This is a genomic window from Nocardia sp. Root136 (assembly GCF_001427185.1).
Classification (GTDB): domain Bacteria; phylum Actinomycetota; class Actinomycetes; order Mycobacteriales; family Mycobacteriaceae; genus Nocardia; species Nocardia salmonicida.
Genome location: NZ_LMFE01000004.1, coordinates 115,660 through 139,922 on the forward strand (window position 1 = coordinate 115,660; position 24,263 = coordinate 139,922).

The window sequence follows — 24,263 nt, forward strand, 5'->3', positions numbered from 1 at the left end:
TAGCGCGATGACGATAGTTCTCGGCACGCCGTCGAGTAGGAGCAGGAGGCCGCCGTGACCGCGACCGAACCCCCACGTTCCGGTGCACAAGCCGTCGACCGTGCCGTGCACGTGTTGAACTGCTTTCAGGGCGGCGACCCGGAATTGTCGCTGAGCGAGTTGGCGCAGCGGGCCGGGTTCCCGGTGAGCACCACCTTCCGGCTGGCGCAGGCGCTGGTGCGCGGCAGGCTGTTGGAGCAGGACCCGTCGACCGATCGCTACCGGATCGGGCACGGACTGGCGTGCCTGGCCCGGCCCGCGCTGTCGCGGCTCGGCCTCGACGACGCGGCGCCACATTTGTACGCGTTGGCCGCCGGCATCAAGATCACCGTCAGTCTCAGCGTCGCCGATGCCGACGAAGCCCTCACGGTGTTCCAGGCTCGGCCACCGATCCACTTCTGCCACAACCAGATTCCGCAGGAGCGTAGACCGTTGAGCACCAGCGCCGTCGGTCACGCGCTGCTCGCGCACACCACGGCGGGACTCGACCGCGGCAACGGCGAGCTGTTCGACACCATCCGCCGTCGCGGGTTCGCCATCGAGGAGATCGACAGCGACGAACCGATCCGCGCGATCGCCGTTCCGGTCCTCGGGCCGGATCGACAGGTGTGGGGCGCGATCGGTGTGCAGGCGCGCGCGGTACGCCTCGATCGCGATCTGGTTCGCGCCGTACTGCCCGCCATCCACCAGATCGCGGTGCGCATCGGCCCCTATTTCCATAACGCAGCCACAGGTGAGGGATTCGACGCACCATGATTTTCACGATGTGGAAACAGTATTGCCGAGTCGTAATCTGTTGACGCACTATTGAATCGAGGCGGCGTCCCCTATGCCGACCACTTTCACGAAAGTCATACCATGATCGAATCCCCCGCGCTCGTTCGCCGCCGTACGGTGGACTTGATGCGCCTGTCCCCCGGATTCTGTCGCAGCTGAAATAGCGGCGACATTCCTCCGTCGTCGAACTCCACTTTCTCTCATACCCCGCTAATCCGCCCTTTGTGTGTGGATCGTCGCGGCGTGCGCCCGTTGCGGTCCGCCGCGTAGTCCTCCCACGCCGTAGAAAGAAATCGCGAACCATGTTGTCCACTACCTTCCGACGACGTCCGCTGCGTGCGCTCGCCGCCGCGCTCGTCGCACCCGCCGTCCTCGCGGTCGTCACCGCCTGCGGCGGCACCGATGCCGTGACGACCGCCGACGGCAAGACCGTGCTGCGCTACCAGGGACAGACCGGACAGGTCACGCCCTACGAGCTCGCCGACAACCTGGGCTACTTCACCAAGATCAGCTTTCAGTGGGAGGGTGACACCACCAGTGGCCCGGCTAATATCCAGGCGGCCGCCACCAAGCAGGTCGAATTCGGCAGCGCGTTCAACGGCGCGGTGGTCAAGCTCGCCGCGGGCGGCGCCCCGGTGCAAGCGGTGCTGAGCTCCTACGGCTCCGATACCAAGTCGTTCACCGGCTACTTCGTCCGCGACAATATCGGCATCACCAACGCCCGTGACCTGATCGGCAAGAAGGTCGGCGTCAACACCCTCGGCGCGCACCACGAGTTCGTCACCCGCGAATGGCTGCACCAGCAGGGCCTGAGCGAGGCCGAGATCAAGCAGGTCCAGCTGATCGTGGTGCCGCCGGTCAACACCGAGGAGGCGCTGCGCAGCGGGCAGATCGACGTCGGCGCGCTCGGCAGCGTATTCCGCGAGACCGCCGTCGAGCGCGGAGGCTTGCACCCGCTGTTCACCGACAAGGACATCTTCGGCGAATTCGATTACGGCACCTACGTTTTCCGCAAGGACTACATCGCGCAGAACCCCGAAGCCGTCAAGGACTTCGTGCAGGGCACCGCGCGCGCCACCCGCTGGCTGCAGCTCACCCCGCGTGATCAGGTCGTCGCCAAGTTCACCGAGATCATCAACAAGCGCGGCCGCAACGAGAACCTCAAGCTGCTCGACTACTGGCGCAGCCCCGGCCTGCCGGTGCCCGGAGCGGTGATCGCGGACAAGGAGATCCAGATCTGGATCGACTGGCTCGAGCGCAACGGCGAACTGCCCAAGGGCAAGATCACCGCCGAGGACCTGTTCACCAACAAGGACAACCCCTACGCCAACGGCACCTACCAGCCGACCAGCGGTCCGACCGGAGAGGTGGTGGCCGCGAAATGACCGGCACCCCAGCCAAACTCGCGCTGCGATCGGTGAGCAAACAGTTCGCCGTGCGCGGCACCGACGAGAAGTTCACCGCGATCGACGACATCTCCATCGAGGTCGGAGCAGGCGAGTTCCTCGTCCTGGTCGGGCCGAGCGGCTCGGGCAAGTCCACGCTGCTCGACCTGCTGGGTGGACTGAGCAAGCCCAGCTCCGGACAGATCCTGCTCGACGGCGCCCCGATCACCGGCCCCGGTCTCGACCGCGGAGTGGTGTTCCAGCAGTACGCGCTGCTGCCGTGGCGGACCGCTCGCGCCAATATCCAGTTCGGCCTCGAGGCCAAGGGCATCGCTCGCAAGGAGCGCAAGGCGATCGCCGAGCACTACCTCGAGTTGGTCGGCCTGGCCGGCTTCGGTGACCGGTACCCGCACGAGTTGTCCGGCGGTATGAAGCAGCGCGTGGCGATCGCCCGCAGCCTGGCCTTCGATCCCGAGGTGCTGCTGATGGACGAGCCGTTCGCGGCACTCGACGCACAGACCAGGGAGTCGCTGCAGGACGAGCTCCTGCGGATCTGGCGCACCACCGGCAAGACCATTCTGTTCATCACCCACGGCATCGATGAAGCGGTGTATCTGGGCCAGCGCGTCGCGGTGCTCACCTCACGCCCCGGCCGGGTGAAGGCCGTGATCGATATCGACATCGACCGCAGCGGCGATATCGACGTCCGCTCCAGCGAACAGTTCCGCGACTACCGCCATCGGATCTGGACGGAACTGCAGAGCGAGGTGAGCCGGGCCCAGCGCCTGGAACTCGCCGCCGACGACACCACGGCCGCCGCGGCGGTCGCGTCCACCGACAGGAGTCCCGCCCATGTCTAGCGCCGTCCCCCTGCTCGTGCGCCCCGTCGAGGTCGCCGCCGCACCGGCCGCACCCCCGCGTACACGCACCGCGGTGCCTGCCGCTCGGTCCGCGCTCGGTCGAGCGGTCGGCTCGGCAGGAAGCACTGCACTTCGCATCGCCAAACCACTGCTCGCCTTCGCGCTGCTGCTCGGCGCGTGGGAGTTGGCGCCACGGTTCGGTCTGGTCGACGAGGTATTCCTCCCGCCGTTCTCCACGGTGGTGCAGGCCTTCTTCGAGTTGGCGGGCAACGGCCAGCTGGCCGAACACACCTCGGCCAGCCTCACCCGATCGGTCACCGGCTTCTCCTTCGCCCTGGTGATCGCCGTCCCGGTCGGCATCGCCATCGCCTGGTACAAGCCGGTGTCGGATTTCCTCAATCCGGTCCTCGAACTGTTCCGCAACACCGCCGCGCTCGCGCTGCTTCCGGTGTTCGTGCTGATCCTCGGCATCGGCGAGACCTCGAAGATCGCGCTGATCGGCTACGCCACGTTCTTCCCGATCCTGCTCAACACCATCACCGGCGTGCGCACCGTCGACCCGCTGCTCGTGAAATCGGCAGTCTCACTGGGCTTCTCGCCACTGCGGTTGTTCCAGAAGGTGATCCTGCCCGCGGCGATCCCGTCCATCTTCACCGGCATCCGAATGGCCGCGGCCGGCTCGATCCTGGTCCTCATCGCCGCCGAGATGATCGGCGCGCGAGCCGGTCTGGGCTATCTCATCACCGCCGCGCAGCAGAACTTCCAGATTCCGCAGATGTACGCGGGAATCGTGGCGATCTCGCTGATCGGTCTCGGTTTCAACTTCGCCCTCGTCGCCCTGGAACGCCGGCTCTCGCGCTGGCGCACCTCACCGACCAACGCCTGATCAGGAGATCACCATGTCCGGCAGAACCTTTCACCTCAACGCCTTCCTGATGGGCGTCGGGCACCACGAGGCCGCGTGGCGCCATCCGCGCACCGACGAGCAGCGTGTGCTCGATGTGCGCCACTTCCAGGAACTGGCGCGCATCGCCGAGCGCGGCAAGCTCGACTCGGTGTTCTTCGCCGACACCCTCGCCGTGGGCCCGCGGATCGAACGCAACACCCTCACCGTGTTCGAACCGATCACCCTGCTGTCGGCGATCGCCGCGGTCACCGAGCGGATCGGCCTGATCGCCACCGCGTCGACCAGCTACAACGAACCGTTCAATCTCGCACGCAAGTTCGCCTCGCTCGACCACATCAGCGCGGGCCGTGCCGGGTGGAACATCGTCACCTCCGGCAATGTCGACGAGGCCTACAACTTCGGGCTCGACGCGATCCCCGAGCACGCCCGCCGCTACGAACGCGCCGAGGAGTTCGTCGACGTGGCCTTGGCCCTGTGGGACAGCTGGGAAGCCGAGGCGATCGTGCTCGATACCGAGACCGGAGTTTTCGCCGACCCTAGCCGGGTGCACACCCTCGACTACGAGGGCGAACGGTTCCGTGTACGCGGCCCACTGAACTCCCCCCGTGGACCGCAGGGTCGACCGCTGCTGGTCCAGGCCGGCTCCTCGGAATCGGGCAAGGAGTTCGCCGCCCACCGTGCCGAAGCCGTGTTCACCGCACAGCGCACCCTCGACGAGGGCGTGCAGTTCTACCGCGATCTCAAGTCGCGCCTGGCGAAATACGGTCGCGCACACGACGACTTGAAGGTGCTGCCGGGCCTGGTGCCGTTCATCGCCGACACCGTCGAGGAGGCAAAGGCCCTCGAGCAGGAGTTCACCGACCTGATCTCGCCCGATTACGCACTGCGCCAACTCTCCTCGATGCTCGGCGTCGACCTGACCGCACACGCGCTGGACGCACCGTTGCCGCCGTTGCCCGCCGAGAGCGAGATCGAGGGCGGCAAGAGCCGGTTCACACTGGTCAAGCAACTGGCCGAATCCGAGGACCTCACCGTGCGTCAGCTCATCGGCAAGCTGGGCGGCGGTCGTGGTCACCGCACTTTCGCCGGCACCCCCGAACAGGTGGCCGACGAGCTGCAGAGCTGGTTCGACGCGGGCGCGGCCGACGGATTCAACATCATGGCTCCCTACCTGCCCGGCGGCCTGGCCGATTTCGTGGACCGCGTGGTGCCGATCCTGCAGGAGCGCGGCCTGTTCCGCACCGAGTACGAATCCACCACACTGCGCGGTCATTACGGGCTCGCTCCGGTGGAAAGCCAGTTCGCCGAGCAGGATTCACGGGTGAGCGCCTGATGCGCGCCCGACGACTCGACATCGAGTTCATGCGGGTGGTGAGCAGTTCCTGTCGGGAATGACGACTTCCCACAACCCGGCGACAGACTTCACACGAAGGACCACCGACATGACCACCATCGAAAACCCCCGCGTCCGCACCGCTCTCGAGATCACCCAGGTCGCAGGCCACATCGGCGCCGAGGTGACCGGCGTCGACCTGCGCGAGGAACTCACCGACGCACAGGTCGACGAGCTCACCGCGGCGCTGCACCGGCACAAGGTGCTGTTCTTCCGCGACCAGCAGATCGGCCACACCGAACAGATCGCGTTCTCTCGCCGCTTCGGCGCGGTCACCCCGTCGCATCCCTACGACGACGACGCGCCCACCGAGCACCCGGAGATCCTGGCCGTCGACAGCCGCCTCTACGAGAAGAAGTTCGGCCGCAAGAAGTTCAGCTACACCAACAAATGGCACACCGATGTCTCGCCGCTGATCAACCCGCCCGCGGCCTCGATCCTGCGCGCCGAGATCGCACCTGAGACCGGCGGCGACACCCAGTGGACCAACCTGGCCGCGGCCTACGCCGGTCTGCCGGAATCGCTGCGCACCTTCGTCGACGGGCTGCGGGCCGAGCACCGCTTCGGTGGCCGGATTCCGCCGTGGGAGGCGGGTAGCGAGTACGCCCGCAAGATCGCCGCGGCACCGCTGGTGACCGAGCACCCTGTCGTGCGCGTCCACCCGGTGACCGGTGAGCGCGTGCTGTTCGTCAACCCCGGCTTCACCACCCGGATCCTCGGCCTGACCCCGCCCCAGAGCGATGCCCTGTTGCAGTTGCTGTTCGACGAGATCTCGCACCCCGCCTACACCGTCCGCTTCCGCTGGGAAAAGGGCAGCATCGCCTTCTGGGACAACCGCGCCACCGCGCACTTGGCTCCCAGCGACCTCGACCACCTCGACGTCACCCGGGTCCTCTACCGCACCACCCTCGAGGGCGACATCCCGGTCGGCGTCGACGGCGCGGCCTCCACGCCGATCGCCGGCGCGAAGTTCACCGGCGCCTGAGAACCGTTGCGGTGCCCGCACCTTCGTGTCGGGCACCGCACCCCGGCCCTCGGTGGCCACGACCCTGCGCGCGGCGCGCGCCGACACACACAGGAGCACATATGACCGAACCGTGGCACACCAGTACCGACGTGCTCATCATCGGCGGCGGTCCCGCGGCGTCCTGGGCCGCGATCCACGCCCGTGAAGCAGGCGCCGAGGTGATCCTTGTCGACAAGGGCTACTGCGGAACCAGCGGCGCCACAGCGCCTTCCGGTACCGGCGTCTGGTACGTGGCCCCCGAAGCCGCCGCCCGTGCCAACGCGAAGGCGAGCAGGGAGGCACTCGGCGGTCACCTCGCCGACCACTATTGGATGGATCGCGTCCTCGACCAGACCTACGCCAACATGAACCGGCTCGCCGTCGAGGGCCGCTACCCGTTCCCGGTGGACCCGGCCACCGGTGCGCAGTTACGCACCGGCGTGCAGGGGCCGGAGTACATGCGCCGAATGCGGGCGTGGCTCACCCGGCTCGGTGTGCAGGTCCACGATCACTCCCCCGCCCTGGAACTGCTCGTCGACGAGACGGGCGCGGTGCGTGGCGCGGCGGGCTATCAGCGTCAGCTGGATCGGGAGTACCGGATCACCGCGGGCGCGGTAGTGCTCGCCACCGGCGGTTGCGCGTTCCTCTCCCGCGCACTCGGCACCGATGTCGACACCGGCGACGGCGCGTTGATGGCGGCCGAGGCGGGCGCGCGGTTCTCCGGCATGGAGTTCTCCAACGCCTACGCCATCGTGCCCAAGGGTTCCACCATCACCAAGACCGCCTACTACGGCTATGCCACCTTCTTCGGCGAGGACGGCCGGGTGCTCGAGGAGGCCGGGTCGACCAAGGGTCGCTCGGTGATCGCCCGAACCCTGTTGCAGGAGAAGGTGTTCGCGCAGCTCGATCGCGCGGATGAAACGGTGCAGGCGCAGATGCGGATGGGTCAGCCGAACTTCTTCTTGCAGTTCGACCGGCGCGGTATCGATCCGTTCACCGACCGGTTCGAGATCGACCTGCTCGCCGAGGGCACGGTCCGCGGCACCGGCGGCATCGATGTGGTCGACGATCACTGCGCGACAACGGTTCCCGGCCTGTACGTCGCGGGCGACGCGGCCACCCGTGAGCGTATCTGTGGTGGTTTCACCGGCGGTGGTAGCCATAATGCCGCCTGGGCGATGTCGTCGGGAAGCTGGGCGGGCGCGGGCGCCGCGCACTATGCCACGACAGCTGACCGATCAGATGGTGCGGTGCGTGGAATCGGTGGAGTCGGCCTGCGCCCCACCGAATCACCGTCGGTCACCGCCGCCGAGGTCGTCACCGCCGCGCAGGACGAGTTGATCCCCTTCGAGAAGAACTATCTGCGCCACGGTGACCGGCTGCGCCCCGCTCTCGCCCGGCTCGACGACCTGTGGGATGCCGCGTCGGCGGGTCTGGGCGGCGGGACCGGCGACGAACGGGTCAGGGCCCGGCAGGCCGCGGCGATCACCGCGGTCGGGCGTCTCATGTACCGATCCACGTTGGCGCGCACCGAGACGCGCGGGATGAGTAAACGCGCCGATCATCCCGACCTCGATCCGGCACAGCATCACCACCTGCATTCGGGTGGGCTCGACGAGCCGTGGGTCGATTCGGCGAGCACCCGCAACTCGGGTCTGGCGGTGGCGTCGTGATCGAACTGCTGCGTGCGCAGGACTGCATCGGCTGCGACAAATGCGTGACGGCCTGCCCCACCAATGTCTTCGATCGCGTCGAGGGCGGGATCCCGGTTATCGCACGGCAATCGGACTGCCAGACCTGCTTCATGTGCGAGGCGTACTGCCCGACCGATGCCCTCTACGTCGCGCCCGAGGTCACGCCGCTGCCGCCGGACGCGGCGGTTCCCACCGAGCACATCGGCCGGTATCGCGAGAAGCTCGGTTGGGGGCACGGGCGCACCGCGGGCGCCCAGGTCGCGGTGGGGCCGCGACTCCCACACGGGGCGCCGCCGCCACGGCTCAACCCCTGAGCGTGGGCGGTATCGGGTGTCGCAGCGGGCCGAACAGCGGGTCGTCGAACACGCTCTGTTCGACGACCGGGTCCGGTTCACGCAGTAGGCCGGCGGTGCTGACATCAGACCAGTCGTATCGTCCGTCCTCGCACTGCAATTCGACCATCGAGACCGCGGATACCGTGTCGTCGAGGGCGAAGTCGTCCAACCCGTCCTCGGCGAGCGCGGTGCGGATCTCGTGCAGCGGTGTCGGGTGGGTCGCGTGGGCCAGCGCCAGGTAGGGGCGCAGCGGCTCACCGTAGTCGGGGATCCGTTCCCGGATCCACACCTCGGTCAGCGCGTCGGTCAAGTCCGCCCGCACCCGGAGCAGTTCGTCCGAGACGGTGATGGGCAATCGGATCGATTCGGCGGTGACCTCTGGCGGTCCGAACGCGAGTTGGAACGGCGCGAGCTGGGCGAGGAGATCGCGTGCGCCTGCCACCAGGGCCGCCAGGTGCACCCCTTTGACCCCGTCGGCGAACCCGATGCCCTGCACACCGATCCGCAGCCGCGCGGCGTCTACCTGTTCGAGGCCGGGCAGGCGTGAGAGGGTGGGCGCGAAGATCTCGAGCAGTTTGTCGGCGACCGGCTGGCTCGGCGTGATCTGCCAGTTGTAGAACGAACGACCCGGTGTCCACCCCGGACGCCACCACCAGCGGCTGGCAACGGTCATCTCGCTCGCGATCATGGTGCGCAACCTCCCGACCTCGCCCGGCACGATCGGCATCGATGCGATGCCGGCTACCTCACAGCGACGGTATTCCCGGTGTGATCGGCGAGCAACCTGGCGAGACCGTTCCGTTGCGCCTTCGACGCACTACACTGACTGCCATGCCCGTTCGTCGGCTGATCACGCTTTCCGCGTTCGCCCTCCTGCTTCCCCTCGCCGTTTCCGCGTGCACCATGACCGGACCCGGCACCACCTCCGAATGCACCGTGAGCGGCTGCACCGTCACCTTCGACCGGGGCGTGAGCGCCAAGGCCTCGATCCTCGGTATCGACACCGAACTCGTGGCCGTGAACGGTGACATGGTCACCCTGAGCGTCGGCGGCCAGCAGATCACGGTTCCGGTCGGCCAGTCCCAGGCCAGCAACGGCACCGATGTTCGCGTCAGCGAGGTGACCGACGACAAGGTCGTCGTCGTCTTCGCCACCGGCCTGAACCCGAACTGATCAGCCGGGCACGTTCGACCGAACTGCCGGTGCACCGACCACCCAGGGCGCGTTCGGTTGATCGAGGATCCAGCGCCAGCTGCCGTCGGGCTGCCTGCGTGCCACCTCCACGGTCGCGCCGGGGCCACCGGGCAGACGCGACGATGTCAGCGCCAGATCGCCCGCCAGTAAGGCGGGCGCCTGGTGACCGGGTTGGAACACGGGTCGATCGGCGACCAGTCGCGTATAGGCTGCCCTGATCTCGTCCACCCCGGTCGCGACGACCCCATCCGGCAGTGCGAGCACCGCGTCGGACTCGTACAGCTCGACGAGTCCGTCCACATCACCGGCGTTCAATCGCTCGACCACCAGCCGGCTCAGATCTTCCGGGCGCTGCGCACGTTCTCGCACATTCTCGGCCATCGCCACCCTCCCTCGACTCGGGTTGTGCGACAACGGTAACGCCGGGGTACGACACGAATCGGGCCTGCGGCACGGTGGTCAGGGGTGCTCGTGCAGCGTCACCGCGAATCGGTACCAATTACCGTCATAGGGCGTATAGACGGGCTGATATCCCGCACCGCCGTGATCCGGCGGCGGAGTTCCCGGCGGAAAGTAGGCCAAACCGCCGACGATCGCCATGTCATCGATAGTGAACTGGCATCCACCGTCGTCGGGCCTGACGCCAGTGGCCCGAATGACCCCGAACCACTGACCCTCCGATTCCCGGCAATTCCGGGCGGCATCGGTCATCGCCGCGGACGACAGCCACCATCCCACTTTGTCCGGCACCCCGAACCACACCAGGCCCAGCCCGACGATCACCACCACCGGGGCGACGACGACGGCCCGATACTCCCGATACCGAGCACACCCGATCGGCGCCAGGATCATCCAGGACACCCCGCAGGCCAGCAGCATCACTACCGCGACAACCCAGCCGAGAAGGTCGATGTGGGTGGCGTCGACCACGAGCGTCACCGCGATCGCCACCGTCGCGAACCCGGTGGTGACCCACATCGCCACCGACCATCGCCGTGGCGCCTGATCTGTCGTGCGCGTCCCCACCGTCGTCATCAGCCCACTCTACGATCGGCTCGCCCGCCGAGGAACGGCGAAACCCCCGAAAGCCAACGGCCTCCAGGGGTTTCACAGAAGCAGCGTGATCTCAGCCGATCACAGCGGCGGGAATCCCGACGATCCGGTCGCCATCCAGTTCCAGAACTCGGTGACGCGGTTGAGGACCAACGCCATGATGTCGAGGGCAGTGCTTCCCATTGTCTTCCTTCACATTCGGACGAACACTTCGCGCCTTCACCATAGCAACCGGCCTCGAGTGAGCAACGTTGTGATAACAGACAGATGACGACCCCCGTACTGGTTTCCGACAACGACCCCATACCGGTCACCGGCCCCGCGCGGCGGATATAACCGGCCGACAATCCGCGGATGCACCGATCGCCATATAACGAACGACATATATGAATCGCGGCAGGTGAACGCAAGGGAAACAAACTCGGACGACCGCCCCCGCCAGTGTGATCGTGCATACAAGGATCATCCCATCCGGAATGAACAAAATATCTGGAGACAATCACGTACCCGAATGCGCCTACTTCCAACACTGAAGCACGGCAAGAGAACCCGTCACGCGATGACATAAAACGGCAGGCGACAGACTTTTGTTCAATGAAACCGTGATGCCCGTCACCGTCTTCCTCTCAGCAGAATCACATATACGATCACTCACGCCGAGGCTTCACGGAAATGTCTTACCGCCGAAGTTCGACGCATCAGGTGACACAGTGCGGTGTTCTCCCGAATCCCACCCTTCCGCCGCTTCGGCATGCATTCGTCACGAGGTGAACCGGTCATGGAATACACCCACCTGTCCGAATTCGAAATCCGTTCAGGCGTTTTGTCGATGTGGACGCCCGAACTCGCCGCCGACGCATGGCGGCTCGACGATCGTCCGCTGACCAGCGTGCACGCCGATTACTGCGCGAGCGTCGATCCCGCCGATCCACTGCCCGGTCGCGGCCGCTGGATCGGCACCGTCTTCGAGATGGACGCCCCGCTCGACGCCCCCACCTGGGGCGAGACGCTGCGGCGCTGGCACGCCAGGCACGAGGGCCTGCGCACCACGGTGAGCACCGCGGCCTCGGGCGAACCGCGCAGACTCGTCGCCGCACCCGCCGCCGTCGGCATCGCCGAGCAGCCGGTAGCCGACCTCACCGACGGCACCCGGATCAATGAATTCCTTCGTGGCACGCTCGAAGAGCGTCTGTCGCCACTGGTGTGGCCACACTGCCTCGCGGCCACGATCGAGCACACCGACACCGGCGATTTCACGGTCCTCGTCGCCGCCGATCACTCCGTGATGGACGCCTATTCCCAAGCCATTCTGATCCTCGAGCTGCGCACGCTCTACCGCGAGGTCGCGGCGGGCGACCAGGCGCGCGAGTCCGTCACTTTCGGTAGCGCGGCCGACTTCGCCGTCCTGGAACGGGCGAGCGCGGCCGAACTGGTTCCGGCCTGCCCCGCGGTCGCGACCTGGCGCGAGTTCCTCGCAGACGGTGCGATGCCGCGCTTCGCCCCGCACGCCCAGCGGCCCGCTCCCGCGGACCTACCCCAGCCCAGCGTGTCGCGACGGCTGCTCGATCTCGACGAACTCGAGCAGATCGAAGCGATCCTCGACCAGGTGCGGCACCGGATGTCGGTAGCGGTCTTCGCCGCGTTGGCCGTGGCCAATCAGCAGCGGTTCGGCGCGAACCGGATGCGCACCGTGATGCCGATCGCGACCCGCCCCGACCTGCGCTGGATGGAATCGATGGGGTGGTTCGTCAATGTGGTGCCGGTCGATATCGCCCTGCCCACCGGCTCGGGCATCGCCGAGGCCATGGACCTCGCACGGGCCGCGTTACGTCGTTCGCGCACCGCCAACGACGCCTCCTGGTCGCGGGTGCTCGGTCTACTCGATGTCACCGAGACGCCGCGGTTCGGCATCTCCTTCCTCGATATCCGGGTCCTGCCGGGCTACGAGTTGGTCGCCGACCTGCGTGGGCGGACCTTGCGCGCGGAGTCGTACTCACCCGACGAGGTGTTCCTGTGGGTGGTGCGCGCGGCCGACGGGCTGTACGTGTCGACCCGGTACCCGGCGGGGTTCCCCGCCGAGGTGATGGACGAATTCCTGACCGCGTTCGGGCAGGCATTGTCGTCGGTCACCGCCGCGGTACATGCGGGTCCAGCTACCGACGCGCTCCGTGTCGCCGTGCAGGCGGGATGAGCGGATGCGGTCACTGTTGGCTTTCACCGGCAGCCGAGGAGACGCCCAGCCCGGCATCCTGCTGGCCCGTGCGCTGCGCGAGCGCGGTCACGACGTGACGTTGGCGCTCGCGCCGAACCTCGTCACCTTCGCCCATGACCACGGCGTTCCCGCGGTGCCGTTCGGCCGCGATACCGCCGATCTCCTGCACGCGCAGCGCACCGACCGACGCTTCACCAGCCGCGATCCACGCGCCCGGCTGCGGGCACTGTTCGACCTGCAGCGACGTGGGGTGCCCGAACAGATCGAGGACTTGCGTGCGCTGGCACCCGGACACGATGTGGTGGTCGCGGGAATGGCCGGCGAGGAAGCCGCCGAGTCGGTGGCGCGGGCGGTCGGACTGCCGTTCGCGGCCGTGCACTTCTTCCCGATCCAGCCCAACAGCGCGGTCCCTGTCGCACCGGTGCGCTGGGCTGCCCACCTCCCCGGGTTCCTGCACCGATGGGGTTGGTCGGTGCTGGCCCGCGCCCGAGCCGCGGCCCTTGCCCCGGTCCTGCCCGTCATCACCGAGCCGAATGCGGCCAGCGTGCGAATTCAGGCTTACGACCCACGACTGTTTTCTGGTGTAGACGAACAGTTGCCAGGTCCGTTCGTCGGTTTTCCGGTCGATTCGAACGGATTCCTCAGCAGTGCAGCGGTTTCCGAGCCCCCGATGTCGTCGCCGAGTCTGGATGCCTGGCTGGATGCGGGATCCGCGCCGATCTACGTCGGATTCGGCTCCATGGATGTCGGCGATCCGGCCGCGTTCGTCGCGACCCTGCGCGAGGTGTGTGCCCGGCGAGGTCGTCGGCTGCTGCTCGCGTCGGGCTGGGCGACGATCGGTCCGGGATTCGAGGACGCCGTCGCGATCGTCGGTCAGGTCGATCATGCCCGGGTGCTGCCGCGTTGTGTCGCGGCCGTGCACCACGGCGGCGCCGGGACGACCGCGGCCGCACTGAGAGCGGGTGTGCCGCAGGTGATCTGCTCGATCCAGGCAGACCAGCCCTACTGGGGCCAAGCGTTGCGGCGACTCGGCCTCGCGGCCACGATTCCCGCGAAGAAGCTCACCGGCGAACGCCTCGACGCACTACTCGATCTGGTCTCGCGTCCCGACGTGGTCCTGCGCGCGGCGTCCTACTCCGCCGATTTCGCCACCGACGGTGTCGAGCGAGCCGCCGATGTCGTCGAGGCGCTGGCAGGTTCTCCGGTCCCCGCCGACCTGCTCCATTCCGCCGGGAGGCAACTGTGAATACCGATATCGCCATCCGCACCACCGGTCTCGGCAAGTCCTACGGTGATTTCACCGCCGTCGGCAGCGTCGATCTCGCCATCGCGGCGGGCACCGTCTTCGCCCTGCTCGGCCCCAACGGCGCGGGCAAGACCACCACCGTCCGCATGCTCGCGACCCTGGTCCGTCCCGATCGCGGCACCGCCGAGATCTTCGGCTACGACATCGCGCGCGACGCCACCGCCGTGCGATCGATGATCGGGCTCACCGGCCAGTACGCATCGGTCGACGAAACCCTCACCGCCGGTGAGAATTTGCGGCTTTTCGGCCGTCTGCTCGGGCTCTCCCGCCGTGATGCCGCGCGCCGCAGTGTCGAACTCCTGGAAGAATTCGAACTGTCGAAGGTCACCGACCGGCCGGTGAATCAGTTCTCCGGCGGCATGCGGCGGCGGCTCGATCTGGCGGCCACCCTGATCACCGACCCGCCGCTGATCTTCCTCGACGAGCCGACCACCGGCCTCGACCCGCATACCCGCGAGAAGATGTGGGGCGTGATCCGGCGGCTCGTCGCCCGTGGCGCGACCGTCCTGCTCACGACGCAATACCTCGAAGAAGCCGACGCATTGGCCGACCGGATCGCCGTCATCGATCGCGGGACGATCGTCGCCGAGGGCACGGCGGCGCAGCTGAAGTCCTCGATCGGCGACCAGGTGCTGCGCCTGGAACTCGCCGATGCCGCCCAGTCCGCCCATGCGGAGGCCATCGTCGTCGAGCTCACCGGCGAGGTACCCGAAGGGTCTTCGGCGGGCATGCTCACCGTCGCGCTCACCGATGCCGGCACCGCCGCCGATATCGTCGCCGCCTGCCGCGCCGCGGGCATCGCGCTGCGCGGTTTCGCTGTCGACCGTCCCGATCTCAACGAAGTATTCCTCGCTCTGACCGGCACCGACCGCGTCGCCGCCTGATCCGAAAGACCGAGGCCACCATGACTGCCACCATCACCGAGATCGCCGTCGAGCAGACCACGCCTCCGATGATCGACCGCCGCCCCCGCATCACCCATGTCAGCCTGCGCGCCTCGCTGTTCCAGTCGCTGATGATGGCGTGGCGAGGTCTGCTCACCTTCCGGCACAGCCCGCAGTTGCTCTACGACGCGCTGCTGCTGCCGATCGTGGGGCCGCTGCTGTTCGGCAGCATTTTCGGCACGGCCATCGCGGGCAGCACGCAGGCATACCTACCGATTCTGATTCCCGGCGTGCTGGTGCAGATCGTGCTCACCTCGTCGGTCGCCACCGGAGTGCAACTGTCCGAGGACATTCGGTGCGGGGTCTTCGATCGGTTCGTCGCTATGCCGATCGCCCGGTCGGCGCCGGTCGCCGGGGCGCTGCTGGCCGGGGCCACCAGGTATGTCATCGCCGCGACCACGGTGGTGATCGTCGGGTTCGCGATGGGTTATCGCCCGGATCATCCGGTCGGATTCGTCGCCGGTGCGGTGCTCGTGGTCCTCGCCACCATCGCGATCAGCTGGTTGTTCGCGTTCATCGGAGTCATCGTGTCCAGACCCGCCGCGGTGCAGGGCATGTCGATGCTGGTGCTCACCTTCTTGAGTTTCGCTTCCAACGCGCTGGTGCCCGAGTCGGCGATGCCGACCTGGCTTGGCTACGTCTCCGACTACAACCCGGTGTCCTACCTCGTGTCCGCGGTGCGCGGGCTCGCCGAGGACGGTGTCGTCGGCACCGACGCGCTCTGGTCGGTGGTGGCCTCGCTCGTGATCGCCGCCGTCTTCGCGCCCCTGACCGTCCGCACCCTGCGTGCTCGCTGAGGAGTTCTGATGACGCTCACTGCCCCGGCCATCGTTACCGCGTCCGTTGCCGTCAACCGGCTCACCGCCGACGACGACCTGTTCCTCAAGCTGCACAGCCTCTACGGCAACGCGCTGGTCAATCAGCTCGCCTGGCGGTTCGACGAGCCACTGGCGCCCGAGCTGCTGGCCCGCTTCCACGCCCACTTGGCCCGGGGTTTCCTGGCCCGCCGTGTGCAACCGACCCGGGTTCCGTTCGCCCGTCCCTATTGGCTCCCCGCGACGGAATCGCTGCCGCTGGGCTGGGATCCGGTGCCCGTCGCCGACGAGGAGATCCTCGACTGGTATTTCGCGCAGAGCCGAGTGGACTTCGATCCCGAGACAGGACAGGTGTGGCGGCTGTCCGCGGCGCCGACCACGGCGGGTGGGACGCTGGTGTCGCTGGTGACCTCGCATGTGGCATCCGACGGCGGCGCGGTGCTGTTCGCCGTGGGCGACGCGCTGGCACGGCTCGATGAGAGCCCGGACTTCACAACCGGTTCGGGCCAGCTGGTGGGCAAACCACCGCAGAACTCGTTGAGCGCGAACGTGCTCGATGCAGGCCGACAGCTGCGTGCGGTCGCGAAGGGGATTCGCGCGGCGATCGCCACCCGTGGCGTCACCGAGCCGGACCGCACCGTCCGTCCCGCACTCCCAGCGCTCCCCCTTCCGACCCAGTGGTCACCGGCCGACCTGGTGGTCCAGCTCGACCTCGCCGAGTGGAACGCCGCCGCCACAAGGCATTCCGGCACCACGAACGGGCTCCTGATCGCGCTGGGCGCCGGCATCCTCGGTCGCAGCGGGCGCGTCGGCGACACCGCCGACATCCGCGTGGACATCCCCCATTCCATGCGCACGCCCGACGACCCCCGCGCCAACGCCACCACCGGCCTGCCGATCTCGGTCACCTACCGCACCGGCGAACGCATCGACCTCGCCGCCGTCCGCTCGGCCGTGAAGCGGGCCGCCACCGCCTACCGAGACCCGGCCACCACACCTGCCCTGCAACACCTACAACCGTTGCAGATGATCCTCCCCCGCTTCGTCCTGCGTCACTTCGCCCGCACCGCCAAAGCCCCGGAATGCCTGTGCACCAACCTCGGTGAAACCGCCAGCGGCGTAGCGGATTTCGCGGGCAATCACGCCTCCGCCGTTCTCATGCGCCCGGTCGTCTGCACCAACGACACCACCATGTTCCGTCGAGTAGAGGTAGGCGTGAACCTCTCCTTCTCCACCGACGGCCACATGGTCACCTTGGCTGTCACCGGTGCTGACCCCGACCGCTTCCCCACCCGCGCTGCCCTGCGCGAGCTGTTGTCGGCAGAGTTCGAATCGTGGGGCCTCACACCCAGCTTCTGGTGACTTTCGAGGTGGTCATCGACCCTCTGCCACCGCACGGACCGCTGCCCTCGCGGCGACGAGGACGGGGTCCCACACCGGTGAAAACGGTGGTGCGTAGCCGAGATCGAGGGCGGTGACCTGTTCGACTGTCATTCTCGCGGTGAGAGCCACCGCCGCGATGTCGATGCGCTTGGCGGCTCCATCGCGACCGACGATCTGCACACCGAGCAGGCGACCGGTGCGACGTTCGGCGAGCATCTTCACCGTCATGGGCTCCGCACCGGGAAAATACCCCGCGCGGCCGGTGGATTCGATGGTGACACAGTGGAACTGCAACCCGGCGCGCCGAGCGTCCTTCTCCCCCAAACCGGTTCGAGCCACCTCCAGGTCACACACTTTGCTCACCGCCGTGCCGACCACACCGGGGAAAGTGGCATAACCGCCACCGACGCCCGATCCGATCACCTGCCCGTGCTTGTTGGCGTGGGTGCCGAGCGGGATGTGCCGGAGTGTGCCCGACACCAGGTCCAGCACCTCCACGCAATCACCACCGGCCCAGATGTCGTCGTACCCGCGCACACGCTGGGCGAGATCGGTGAGCAGACCATCGCTCTCGCCCAGCGGAAGCCCCGCCTGACGGGCGAGATCAGTCGCCGGGCGTACGCCTATCCCCAGCACGACCACAGCGGCCGGATACTCGGCATCGGCGGTGGTCACCGCACAGACCTTGCCATCGGCGGCCGTCCGCATGCCGGTCACCTCGACATCACGGATGATCCGTATTCCCATCCCTTCCATAGCTTTTCGCACGAGCGCGCCCATGTCCGAGTCCAGCGTGGACATGGGTTCAGCGGCTCGGGTGATCATGGTGACCTCGAATCCCCGACGCACCAGTGCCTCAGCCATCTCGACACCGATATACCCCGCACCCACCACGACGGCTTCCCGTCCGGTCGCCGACTCCAGCCCGTCGATGAGCGCCTGCCCGTCATCGAGGGTCTGCACGCCGTACACGCCCTCGGCGTCGATACCGGGTAGCGGCGGGCGAACCGGCGTCGCGCCGGTGGCCAGCACGAGCTGGTCGTAACCCGTCCACCCCTGCGCACCGGTGTCGAGATCGCGAGAAAGCACCCGTCGCCCCACCGGGTCGATCTCGGTCACCTCGGTCCGCATCCGCAGATCGATATCACGAGCGCGGTGTTCGGCCACCGACCGCGCGATCAGATCATCGGCACCGGGAACATCCCCGGCCACCCAGTACGGAATCCCGCACGCCGAGTACGAGGAGTGGTTGCCCTTCTCGAACACCACGATCTCGAGCTCACCGACATCGCGCAACCTCCGCGCCTGCGACGCCGCCGCCATCCCTGTCGCATCCGCACCGACAACCACCAACCGTCCGCCCATGCCACCACCGTACGAGAGCACGTCGCGGTTTCGGCCACCAGCACCGCGAGTCACCGGTTCAGGACGGACGCCGAGTGCCGTTCTCGCGGACATATCGCGCGATTCCTAGATCGTGCGCCGCTCCCATTGCAATGCGTCGAGTCGACTTCCCTTGCGCTCCAACCACTCCCAGATGAGGTCAGCGACCGTTTCACCGTCTCGCACGGTCGTCGAGGCCAACTCGTCGAGGGAATCGGGTGAGCGGATCTCAAGGTAGTAGTCGGTGTCGCTGTGGCGGTAGGTCTGGATGAATTCGGGGTGGTCGGGACGGGATACCGTCATGAACGGGCCGCCGCGACTGTATTTCAGTTTGCTGATCCAATAGCCGAGTTGGATGCGGGTGAGTGTGGTCAGGGTGCGCTCGCCGACCGTCACGTCCAGGTTTCGGTGGATCGTCGGCGCCGCGTCCGGTAGTACATCGGTCCACTCGTGGCCGGTTTCGTCATTCTTCATCCGGATACCCCCAGTCGAAAGCCACGCGGGCCTGCGGGACGAGTGCTGTCACCCGGCGGGTGAGGCGATCTTCGAACGCCCCACTCCAGCGGAAGAATCCGCTGAAGATCACCGGGTAGTCCGATTTCGCGCGGACGAACAGGCCGTCCGCGGTCTCCTCCATCCAGACGAAGACCTCGTCCTCGAGTCGCTCGTCCTTGAAGACCTCGACGAGCAAGTCGGTCATCCCCACCCACTCGCGTTCGTTCGCGAGCCCCCGAACAGTCAGGGCGACATCGATATTCACTGACACCGGACGAGACTATCGTCAGGCACCGACAACTCTCCCGGGCTGCGCGCTCAGGATTCGCGGGCGGCGATCGCGGCTTGGATTCGGCGTAGCGTGCGCAGGCCCTTCTTCGCGGCGACGCTGACCATGCCGTCGAAGACGGTGGAGCCACGATCGTCGGCCATCAGTCGTTCCAGTGTCGGCACGGCGCGATCGTCGCCGGTCGAACCGAGGGCGACGGCCGCCCAGTACCGCTTGTCGGGATCGTCGCCTGCGGCCGCCTCGATCAGCCTCGGAATGATGTCCGGGGCGAATTCCGACAACGCGCTGGCGATGTAGCCGATGCGGTAGTAGCGGCGATTCTCGAATTCGTCCCAGAGGGCGGCCAGCGCCGCGTCGCCGCCGATCATGCCGAGCGCTTCGGCGGCGCGCTCGCGCATTCCGCTGATCGAGTCCTGCAGCAGGGGCGCGAGGACCGGGACGACCGATTCGTCGCCGAGTACGCCGAGGGCGATCACCGCCTGATCTCGGGCAATGTCCTGCGGGTGATCCAGCATCGCGACCAAGCCCGGGACCGCCTCCTGGATGCCGAGGGCCGCGCAGCCCATCGCGGCCCACGCCTGACAGTTGTAGCGAGTGTCGGCAAGGGACGCGAGCAAAGGTTCGCGCAGGGTGTCGTCACCGAAGACCTCCGCCCGGTTCAATGCCCTGCTGTAGAGCGACCGGTGGTAGTCGGGATAGTCACGCACGAGCGCACGCAATGTCTCCTTGGCGGATGTATCGCCGTCCTCAGCCCGCACGAGCAGGAGCCGCAGATTGTCCTCGCGGGTCTCGAGATCGCCGTCTTTCAGGAGTCGCACATCAGCTGGGTTCACCGCCCAACGGTACCTGGCGATCAGTCGGATACTCGACACGCCGCAGGTCACAGCGCCGTACCCTTGGTACACCATTGATCAGCGCCCAGACCACGCGAACGCTGGACCGACAAATCCCGCGTTTCTCGAATGTGCCCTCTTGGCGCCGCCGCTTCAGGAGGTCACTGAGTGAAGTAGATCAGTGCCACTGCCAATCGGGTCGGGAAGGCCACCACGGAAGATCTGGCGGGGCGGCCGGCGAGGGGCTCGAGCCGAACGGGCTCTCCGCGGTACTCGTGCTGCGGCGGTTCGCCGACCCCACCCTGCCGGTACCACCCCGAATCGCGGACCCGCCGTGAAGCTTTCGGGGACCAGCCTTCCGATCGCCAGCGGTGACATCTCGACAATCGCGCCCCGGCAGCTGCGTCGCCCGCTCGGATCGGGGTATCCCACACAGTGAAGGGCGGTGACGCCGGGTAACTGTGCACCATGGCATCCCGATCGTCGGTCCGCTCATCGACTCGACTCGCACGCGGCCGGCGGGCGAGCGGCACCACACGCATACCGGCGTCACCGGATTCGGAGACTGTCATGATTGTTTTCCTCGGCCTGGTCCTGCTCATCGCCGCGGTCGTGATCGGCACGGCGGGCGTACTGAGCAACAGCGGACCCGCCCACACACTCAGCGACGACTTCAGCCTGCTCGGCTACCACATCACCGCAACGTCGGGCACGTTGTTYCTGTGGGCAGTCGTGCTCGGAGCCCTCGGCATGCTCGGCCTGGTCCTGCTCACCGCCGGCGCGCACCGTTCGTCGCAGCGCCTGCGTCAGACCAAGGCCGATCTTCGGCTCGCCCGTCGCACCGGCACGAGCAGGCGGACCTTCCGTCCTTCGGCCGAACCGAAGGAGAAGGNACGGCGGGCGTACTGAGCAACAGCGGACCCGCCCACACACTCAGCGACGACTTCAGCCTGCTCGGCTACCACATCACCGCAACGTCGGGCACGTTGTTCCTGTGGGCAGTCGTGCTCGGAGCCCTCGGCATGCTCGGCCTGGTCCTGCTCACCGCCGGCGCGCACCGTTCATCGCAGCGCCTGCATCAGACCAAGGCCGATCTTCGGCTCGCCCGTCGCACCGGCACGAGCAGGCAGACCTTCCGTCCTTCAGCCGAACCGAAGGAGAAGGCGACCGTGCTCGCGAAGACACCGCGTAGTGCGAGCGCACGCCGCACCTGGCGACATCCCCTCGGTGACCGCTCCGCCGACGCCGTGACGCACTGACCCGACCGCACGGAATCGTCATCGACACCCACCGACACATTGCCTACGTGGCCAACCGCGAGACCGGTAGCGTCCACGCGATCGACATCCGTTCCCGGACACTGACAGCCACCGTGAAGGTCGTTCGCGACGCGGCACACCTTGCACTCGATACTGCGGCGAACACGGTCGTCGCAACGGTTGATGTCGGCGGCAAGCCGCAAGGCATTGCCGTTGATCCACGCACACAGAATGTGTATGCGACCGACTCGGAACGAGGCACGGTCATCGTACTCGCGGGGCGCCGGTAACTGCGTTGCCCCCGAGCCGTCTCTTGGGGATGGGAGTCCAGTATGCCCCGATTGGGATGCTCCGTGCTGGCTACGACGATCGGTAGACGCCCTCTGTACTCGAACGAAAATGGATCCCTATGGCACGCAAAGTCATTGTCAGCCTTGTTGATGACTTCGACGGCACCTCCGAGGCCGACGAGACCGCCACCTTCGAATCGACGGAGTCGCCTACGAAATCGACCTGTCCGATACCAACGCCACCAAGTTGCGCGACACGTTCGACCAGTGGCTCCCTTACGCCCGCCGAATCGGCCGCGCCAAGATATCCACCGGCCGACTCACCGCGCAAACTCCTGCGAGCGCACCGATTCGGCGCAACGATCTTGCTGACATTCGTGCATGGGCCAGCAAGAACGGTCACACAGTGTCGACCTGCGGACAGATCTCGACCGAATTTATCGCCGCCTACGAGGCTGCGTCTGCGTAGAGCAGAAGGTTGGTCGGCACGAAGCTGGGTGATGTTCACCTTGATACCGACGTCCCCACCTGCGGAGACCCCCGTCAGCGACACCAGTCCCGACCATCCGCCAACGGCGAGCAGCCCTGCGGTGTGCCCTGCGGTTCGGGTGACGCGACCGGGCCGGGTACTAACCGGCGCGTCGACGGAGGTTCTGAACGCTGCGGACCACTTCGACCCACCCGCTACGTCTGTGCAGCGGCCAGCAACCTCCGATCACTCTCGGCGCCTACGTGCTGTAAATCCTCAAGTAGCACAGCACACGGGCGGCCGAATCGAGTTGGTGCTCTGGTGATTCCATACTCGATGGACCAACATGGCTCGAAACCAGATCCTTCAGTTTCCGGTAGGCATCGGCCACCGCTTGACTAGCGGTATCGGACACCCCACCACTGCGCCTACCGCGACCGCCGCAGCCACGACTCCAGGCACCGACCCCCAGACTCGCCACACCCATGACCGGCGCAGCTCTGACATTCTGACCCGGAATGAGGCTGCTAGCGTAGACCATTCGGGAGGATGAAGGCCCCCGTCACTCCTCTCGGCAGGACACGCATACAAGAGTTGGGAGGGCCCCGACTCCTCCGAACCAACCAGGGTCGAATTCGGCCGCACGCTTCGCGTGATGGGCGCCGTCGGTCGTTACCCCGCGGTCGCGCCTTCTCGATGTCCGGTCATGCGCGCGGGCGGTCACTGCGTATCCTCAGGACCACCACGGCCGCTGAGCTCGGCCTCGACATGTACGGCCTCGACCTCCAAGGAAGCTGGTGTAGGCGTGGACGCGCACGAGCACGGCGTCGCAGTGGTCGAGGGGGCGTGTACCGATCGAGCCTACGGGTGCCGAGCCTGGCTCGGGCCCCGCCACCGAAGTCAACAGCGTCGCGGTCAACGCCGCCGAAGTAGCTGACTGCGGCCCGGTACGGTGACGACCTCTCTCCAATCCTCAGCGTCGGCTTCGGTCACCGGACTCTGCGATCAACCTAAAGGCATGCTCTCGGCGGAGATCGATTCGAAGGGTTCGGCAACACCATCGAGCACACAGCCGAACAGTGTCAGATCAGCGGACCGAGACCGCAAGAGTGAACGTGTTGCGCAGTCCAGAAAGAGAGCTTCTCGACCGCCGGCGTAGATGAAGCTGCGGGCGAATCGGCCAGCACTACCATTTGTTGACGTGCAGTACTGTGTCGAGCGGGGCGCGTTTGGCGAGCTTGAAGTCGGTGCCCTTCGTGTAGGCAACAGGCAAGAGCACACCCTGCCGAATACTCGGGGGAACTCCCAGCGCCTCGGCGACCTCTCGTTCGTACTCCAGATGCAGTGAGGTCCACGCAGACCCGAGGCCGCGCTCACGCAGTGCGAGCGCGAAGCTCCAGGCGGCGGGGAGCAGCGAACCCCACAGACCGGCCTGGTTCCCCTCCGGCATCTGCCCACCCGGAACGTGGATCGCACCGATCACCAGCACCGGTACCTGCTCCATCACCTCCGCCAGATAGGTCGCACTCGAAGCCACCTTCTCCGCGGTATCGGCGTCCTTCGGCGGCTTCGCCTGCCGCACGGCCGCACCCGCCGCAGCGTAGGCGGTGTAGGACTTGCGGTAGTACTCCGCCACGATCTTCTTGGGCTCGGGATCGGTCAGCACGATCCAATGCCAGCCTTGCAGGTTACTGCCCGACGGCGCCTGGAGCGCCACCTCCAATGCGTCGGTGACCACCTCCAGCGGCACCGGCCGATCCAGGTCGAGACGTTTGCGCACCGACCGGGTCGTGGTCAGTACCTCGTCAGCGGACAGGTCGAGATGCGGGAACTCGACAGTCATACGTTCTCCCATCTTGCGCTCGGTATCAGGATCGCCCCGTCATCCTGTCACGGGCATCGCCATCTTCAGCACACCACGAATTCGACTGCCCATCCGGTC

General features: G+C 66.9%; 24 protein-coding genes. 16 read left to right on the plus strand and 8 right to left on the minus strand.

All coding sequences use genetic code 11. From position 1 onward, the window contains the following. Positions 1-54 precede the first annotated feature (54 nt). From ASD42_RS16345 to ASD42_RS16380, 8 genes are all read left to right on the plus strand, one after another. Positions 55-795 carry an IclR family transcriptional regulator gene (locus ASD42_RS16345; protein WP_056817583.1) on the plus strand — a complete coding sequence of 247 codons (741 nt, stop codon included), beginning with the start codon at positions 55-57 and terminating at the stop codon, positions 793-795. A gap of 323 nt (positions 796-1,118) precedes the next feature. Beyond that, positions 1,119-2,201 (plus strand): ABC transporter substrate-binding protein, encoded by a 1,083-nt coding sequence (locus ASD42_RS16350; protein ID WP_056817585.1) that lies wholly within the window; start codon positions 1,119-1,121, stop codon positions 2,199-2,201. Continuing rightward, entirely contained in the window at positions 2,198-3,061 is an 864-nt protein-coding gene (locus tag ASD42_RS16355; RefSeq protein WP_056817586.1) for an ABC transporter ATP-binding protein, read from the plus strand. The genes ASD42_RS16350 and ASD42_RS16355 overlap by 4 nt, the downstream gene beginning before the upstream one ends. Continuing rightward, the gene (locus ASD42_RS16360; protein ID WP_056817588.1) at positions 3,054-3,947 is read left to right on the plus strand and encodes an ABC transporter permease; all 894 of its coding nucleotides are present in this window, start codon (positions 3,054-3,056) and stop codon (positions 3,945-3,947) included. Before ASD42_RS16355 ends, ASD42_RS16360 begins: the two co-directional genes overlap by 8 nt. A 13-nt stretch (positions 3,948-3,960) precedes the next feature. Continuing rightward, entirely contained in the window at positions 3,961-5,301 is a 1,341-nt protein-coding gene (locus ASD42_RS16365; RefSeq protein ID WP_056817589.1) for an LLM class flavin-dependent oxidoreductase, read from the plus strand. 109 nt (positions 5,302-5,410) lie between these two features. Further along, on the plus strand, positions 5,411-6,346 hold the full coding sequence (locus ASD42_RS16370; protein ID WP_056817590.1) for a TauD/TfdA dioxygenase family protein: 936 nt from the start codon (positions 5,411-5,413) through the stop codon (positions 6,344-6,346). Between the two features lie 101 nt (positions 6,347-6,447). After that, complete coding sequence (locus ASD42_RS16375; RefSeq protein ID WP_056817591.1) at positions 6,448-8,040, plus strand: FAD-dependent oxidoreductase; 1,593 nt, start codon at positions 6,448-6,450, stop codon at positions 8,038-8,040. After that, positions 8,037-8,375 carry a 4Fe-4S dicluster domain-containing protein gene (locus ASD42_RS16380; protein WP_056817593.1) on the plus strand — a complete coding sequence of 113 codons (339 nt, stop codon included), beginning with the start codon at positions 8,037-8,039 and terminating at the stop codon, positions 8,373-8,375. Before ASD42_RS16375 ends, ASD42_RS16380 begins: the two co-directional genes overlap by 4 nt. On the opposite strand, the gene ASD42_RS16385 is transcribed toward ASD42_RS16380, so the two are convergent. Next, positions 8,365-9,123, minus strand: a complete 759-nt coding sequence (locus ASD42_RS16385; RefSeq protein ID WP_056817594.1) for a 2'-5' RNA ligase family protein — start codon at positions 9,121-9,123, stop codon at positions 8,365-8,367. The two genes, ASD42_RS16380 and ASD42_RS16385, sit on opposite strands and share 11 nt — an antisense overlap. Before the next feature lie 104 nt (positions 9,124-9,227). Between ASD42_RS16385 and ASD42_RS16390 the strand changes: the two genes are divergently transcribed. Beyond that, entirely contained in the window at positions 9,228-9,569 is a 342-nt protein-coding gene (locus ASD42_RS16390) for a hypothetical protein (protein WP_056817595.1), read from the plus strand. Here ASD42_RS16390 and ASD42_RS16395 read toward each other — a convergent pair whose 3' ends face one another. Then, on the minus strand, positions 9,570-9,971 hold the full coding sequence (locus ASD42_RS16395) for a YybH family protein (RefSeq protein WP_056817596.1): 402 nt from the start codon (positions 9,969-9,971) through the stop codon (positions 9,570-9,572). 78 nt (positions 9,972-10,049) lie between these two features. Continuing rightward, positions 10,050-10,625: a hypothetical protein gene (locus ASD42_RS16400; protein ID WP_156677488.1), complete on the minus strand. Its 576-nt coding sequence runs from the start codon at positions 10,623-10,625 to the stop codon at positions 10,050-10,052. A gap of 796 nt (positions 10,626-11,421) precedes the next feature. On the opposite strand from ASD42_RS16400, the gene ASD42_RS16405 reads away from it, so the two are divergent. Genes ASD42_RS16405 through ASD42_RS16425 form a run of 5 tightly spaced genes read left to right on the plus strand, consistent with a single transcriptional unit; the run spans position 11,422 to position 17,282 of the window. Next, on the plus strand, positions 11,422-12,834 hold the full coding sequence (locus ASD42_RS16405; RefSeq protein ID WP_084787178.1) for a condensation domain-containing protein: 1,413 nt from the start codon (positions 11,422-11,424) through the stop codon (positions 12,832-12,834). A gap of 4 nt (positions 12,835-12,838) precedes the next feature. Further along, positions 12,839-14,101 carry a glycosyltransferase gene (locus tag ASD42_RS16410; protein ID WP_056817601.1) on the plus strand — a complete coding sequence of 421 codons (1,263 nt, stop codon included), beginning with the start codon at positions 12,839-12,841 and terminating at the stop codon, positions 14,099-14,101. Continuing rightward, entirely contained in the window at positions 14,098-15,045 is a 948-nt protein-coding gene (locus ASD42_RS16415; protein WP_056817603.1) for an ATP-binding cassette domain-containing protein, read from the plus strand. Before ASD42_RS16410 ends, ASD42_RS16415 begins: the two co-directional genes overlap by 4 nt. Before the next feature lie 20 nt (positions 15,046-15,065). Beyond that, positions 15,066-15,902: an ABC transporter permease gene (locus tag ASD42_RS16420; RefSeq protein ID WP_056817605.1), complete on the plus strand. Its 837-nt coding sequence runs from the start codon at positions 15,066-15,068 to the stop codon at positions 15,900-15,902. 9 nt (positions 15,903-15,911) lie between these two features. Continuing rightward, entirely contained in the window at positions 15,912-17,282 is a 1,371-nt protein-coding gene (locus ASD42_RS16425; RefSeq protein ID WP_056817606.1) for a hypothetical protein, read from the plus strand. 12 nt (positions 17,283-17,294) lie between these two features. Here ASD42_RS16425 and ASD42_RS16430 read toward each other — a convergent pair whose 3' ends face one another. The 4 genes from ASD42_RS16430 to ASD42_RS16445 form a co-directional block, all read right to left on the minus strand. Continuing rightward, positions 17,295-18,668: an FAD-dependent oxidoreductase gene (locus tag ASD42_RS16430; protein WP_056817607.1), complete on the minus strand. Its 1,374-nt coding sequence runs from the start codon at positions 18,666-18,668 to the stop codon at positions 17,295-17,297. A gap of 105 nt (positions 18,669-18,773) precedes the next feature. Next, positions 18,774-19,160, minus strand: coding sequence for a hypothetical protein (locus ASD42_RS16435; protein WP_056817609.1), 387 nt, complete (start codon positions 19,158-19,160; stop codon positions 18,774-18,776). Further along, positions 19,150-19,452 carry a hypothetical protein gene (locus ASD42_RS16440; protein WP_131816481.1) on the minus strand — a complete coding sequence of 101 codons (303 nt, stop codon included), beginning with the start codon at positions 19,450-19,452 and terminating at the stop codon, positions 19,150-19,152. The genes ASD42_RS16435 and ASD42_RS16440 overlap by 11 nt, the downstream gene beginning before the upstream one ends. Before the next feature lie 47 nt (positions 19,453-19,499). Next, positions 19,500-20,303, minus strand: a complete 804-nt coding sequence (locus ASD42_RS16445) for a HEAT repeat domain-containing protein (protein ID WP_162256210.1) — start codon at positions 20,301-20,303, stop codon at positions 19,500-19,502. A 1,306-nt stretch (positions 20,304-21,609) separates the two neighbouring features. Between ASD42_RS16445 and ASD42_RS16460 the strand changes: the two genes are divergently transcribed. After that, the gene (locus tag ASD42_RS16460; protein WP_056817615.1) at positions 21,610-21,852 is read left to right on the plus strand and encodes a YncE family protein; all 243 of its coding nucleotides are present in this window, start codon (positions 21,610-21,612) and stop codon (positions 21,850-21,852) included. Between the two features lie 223 nt (positions 21,853-22,075). Further along, a complete protein-coding gene (locus tag ASD42_RS33860) occupies positions 22,076-22,321 on the plus strand; it encodes an Lsr2 family DNA-binding protein (RefSeq protein ID WP_442938654.1) in 246 nt (81 codons plus the stop codon). Positions 22,322-23,507: 1,186 nt separating this feature from the next. Here ASD42_RS33860 and ASD42_RS16465 read toward each other — a convergent pair. Further along, positions 23,508-24,164: a nitroreductase family protein gene (locus ASD42_RS16465; protein ID WP_056817616.1), complete on the minus strand. Its 657-nt coding sequence runs from the start codon at positions 24,162-24,164 to the stop codon at positions 23,508-23,510. Positions 24,165-24,263 lie beyond the last annotated feature (99 nt).

What these genes read in the sequence shown, in the direction of transcription:
- ASD42_RS16350 (WP_056817585.1), top strand. Translation starts at nt 1,119, where the DNA reads ATGTTGTCCACTACCTTCCGACGACGTCCGCTGCGTGCGCTCGCCGCC.
- ASD42_RS16355 (WP_056817586.1), top strand. Translation starts at nt 2,198, where the DNA reads ATGACCGGCACCCCAGCCAAACTCGCGCTGCGATCGGTGAGCAAACAG.
- ASD42_RS16360 (WP_056817588.1), top strand. Translation starts at nt 3,054, where the DNA reads ATGTCTAGCGCCGTCCCCCTGCTCGTGCGCCCCGTCGAGGTCGCCGCC.
- ASD42_RS16365 (WP_056817589.1), top strand. Translation starts at nt 3,961, where the DNA reads ATGTCCGGCAGAACCTTTCACCTCAACGCCTTCCTGATGGGCGTCGGG.
- ASD42_RS16370 (WP_056817590.1), top strand. Translation starts at nt 5,411, where the DNA reads ATGACCACCATCGAAAACCCCCGCGTCCGCACCGCTCTCGAGATCACC.
- ASD42_RS16375 (WP_056817591.1), top strand. Translation starts at nt 6,448, where the DNA reads ATGACCGAACCGTGGCACACCAGTACCGACGTGCTCATCATCGGCGGC.
- ASD42_RS16385 (WP_056817594.1), bottom strand. Translation starts at nt 9,123, where the DNA reads ATGCCGATCGTGCCGGGCGAGGTCGGGAGGTTGCGCACCATGATCGCG.
- ASD42_RS16390 (WP_056817595.1), top strand. Translation starts at nt 9,228, where the DNA reads ATGCCCGTTCGTCGGCTGATCACGCTTTCCGCGTTCGCCCTCCTGCTT.
- ASD42_RS16395 (WP_056817596.1), bottom strand. Translation starts at nt 9,971, where the DNA reads ATGGCCGAGAATGTGCGAGAACGTGCGCAGCGCCCGGAAGATCTGAGC.
- ASD42_RS16400 (WP_156677488.1), bottom strand. Translation starts at nt 10,625, where the DNA reads ATGACGACGGTGGGGACGCGCACGACAGATCAGGCGCCACGGCGATGG.
- ASD42_RS16405 (WP_084787178.1), top strand. Translation starts at nt 11,422, where the DNA reads ATGGAATACACCCACCTGTCCGAATTCGAAATCCGTTCAGGCGTTTTG.
- ASD42_RS16410 (WP_056817601.1), top strand. Translation starts at nt 12,839, where the DNA reads ATGCGGTCACTGTTGGCTTTCACCGGCAGCCGAGGAGACGCCCAGCCC.
- ASD42_RS16420 (WP_056817605.1), top strand. Translation starts at nt 15,066, where the DNA reads ATGACTGCCACCATCACCGAGATCGCCGTCGAGCAGACCACGCCTCCG.
- ASD42_RS16425 (WP_056817606.1), top strand. Translation starts at nt 15,912, where the DNA reads ATGACGCTCACTGCCCCGGCCATCGTTACCGCGTCCGTTGCCGTCAAC.
- ASD42_RS16430 (WP_056817607.1), bottom strand. Translation starts at nt 18,668, where the DNA reads ATGGGCGGACGGTTGGTGGTTGTCGGTGCGGATGCGACAGGGATGGCG.
- ASD42_RS16435 (WP_056817609.1), bottom strand. Translation starts at nt 19,160, where the DNA reads ATGAAGAATGACGAAACCGGCCACGAGTGGACCGATGTACTACCGGAC.
- ASD42_RS16465 (WP_056817616.1), bottom strand. Translation starts at nt 24,164, where the DNA reads ATGACTGTCGAGTTCCCGCATCTCGACCTGTCCGCTGACGAGGTACTG.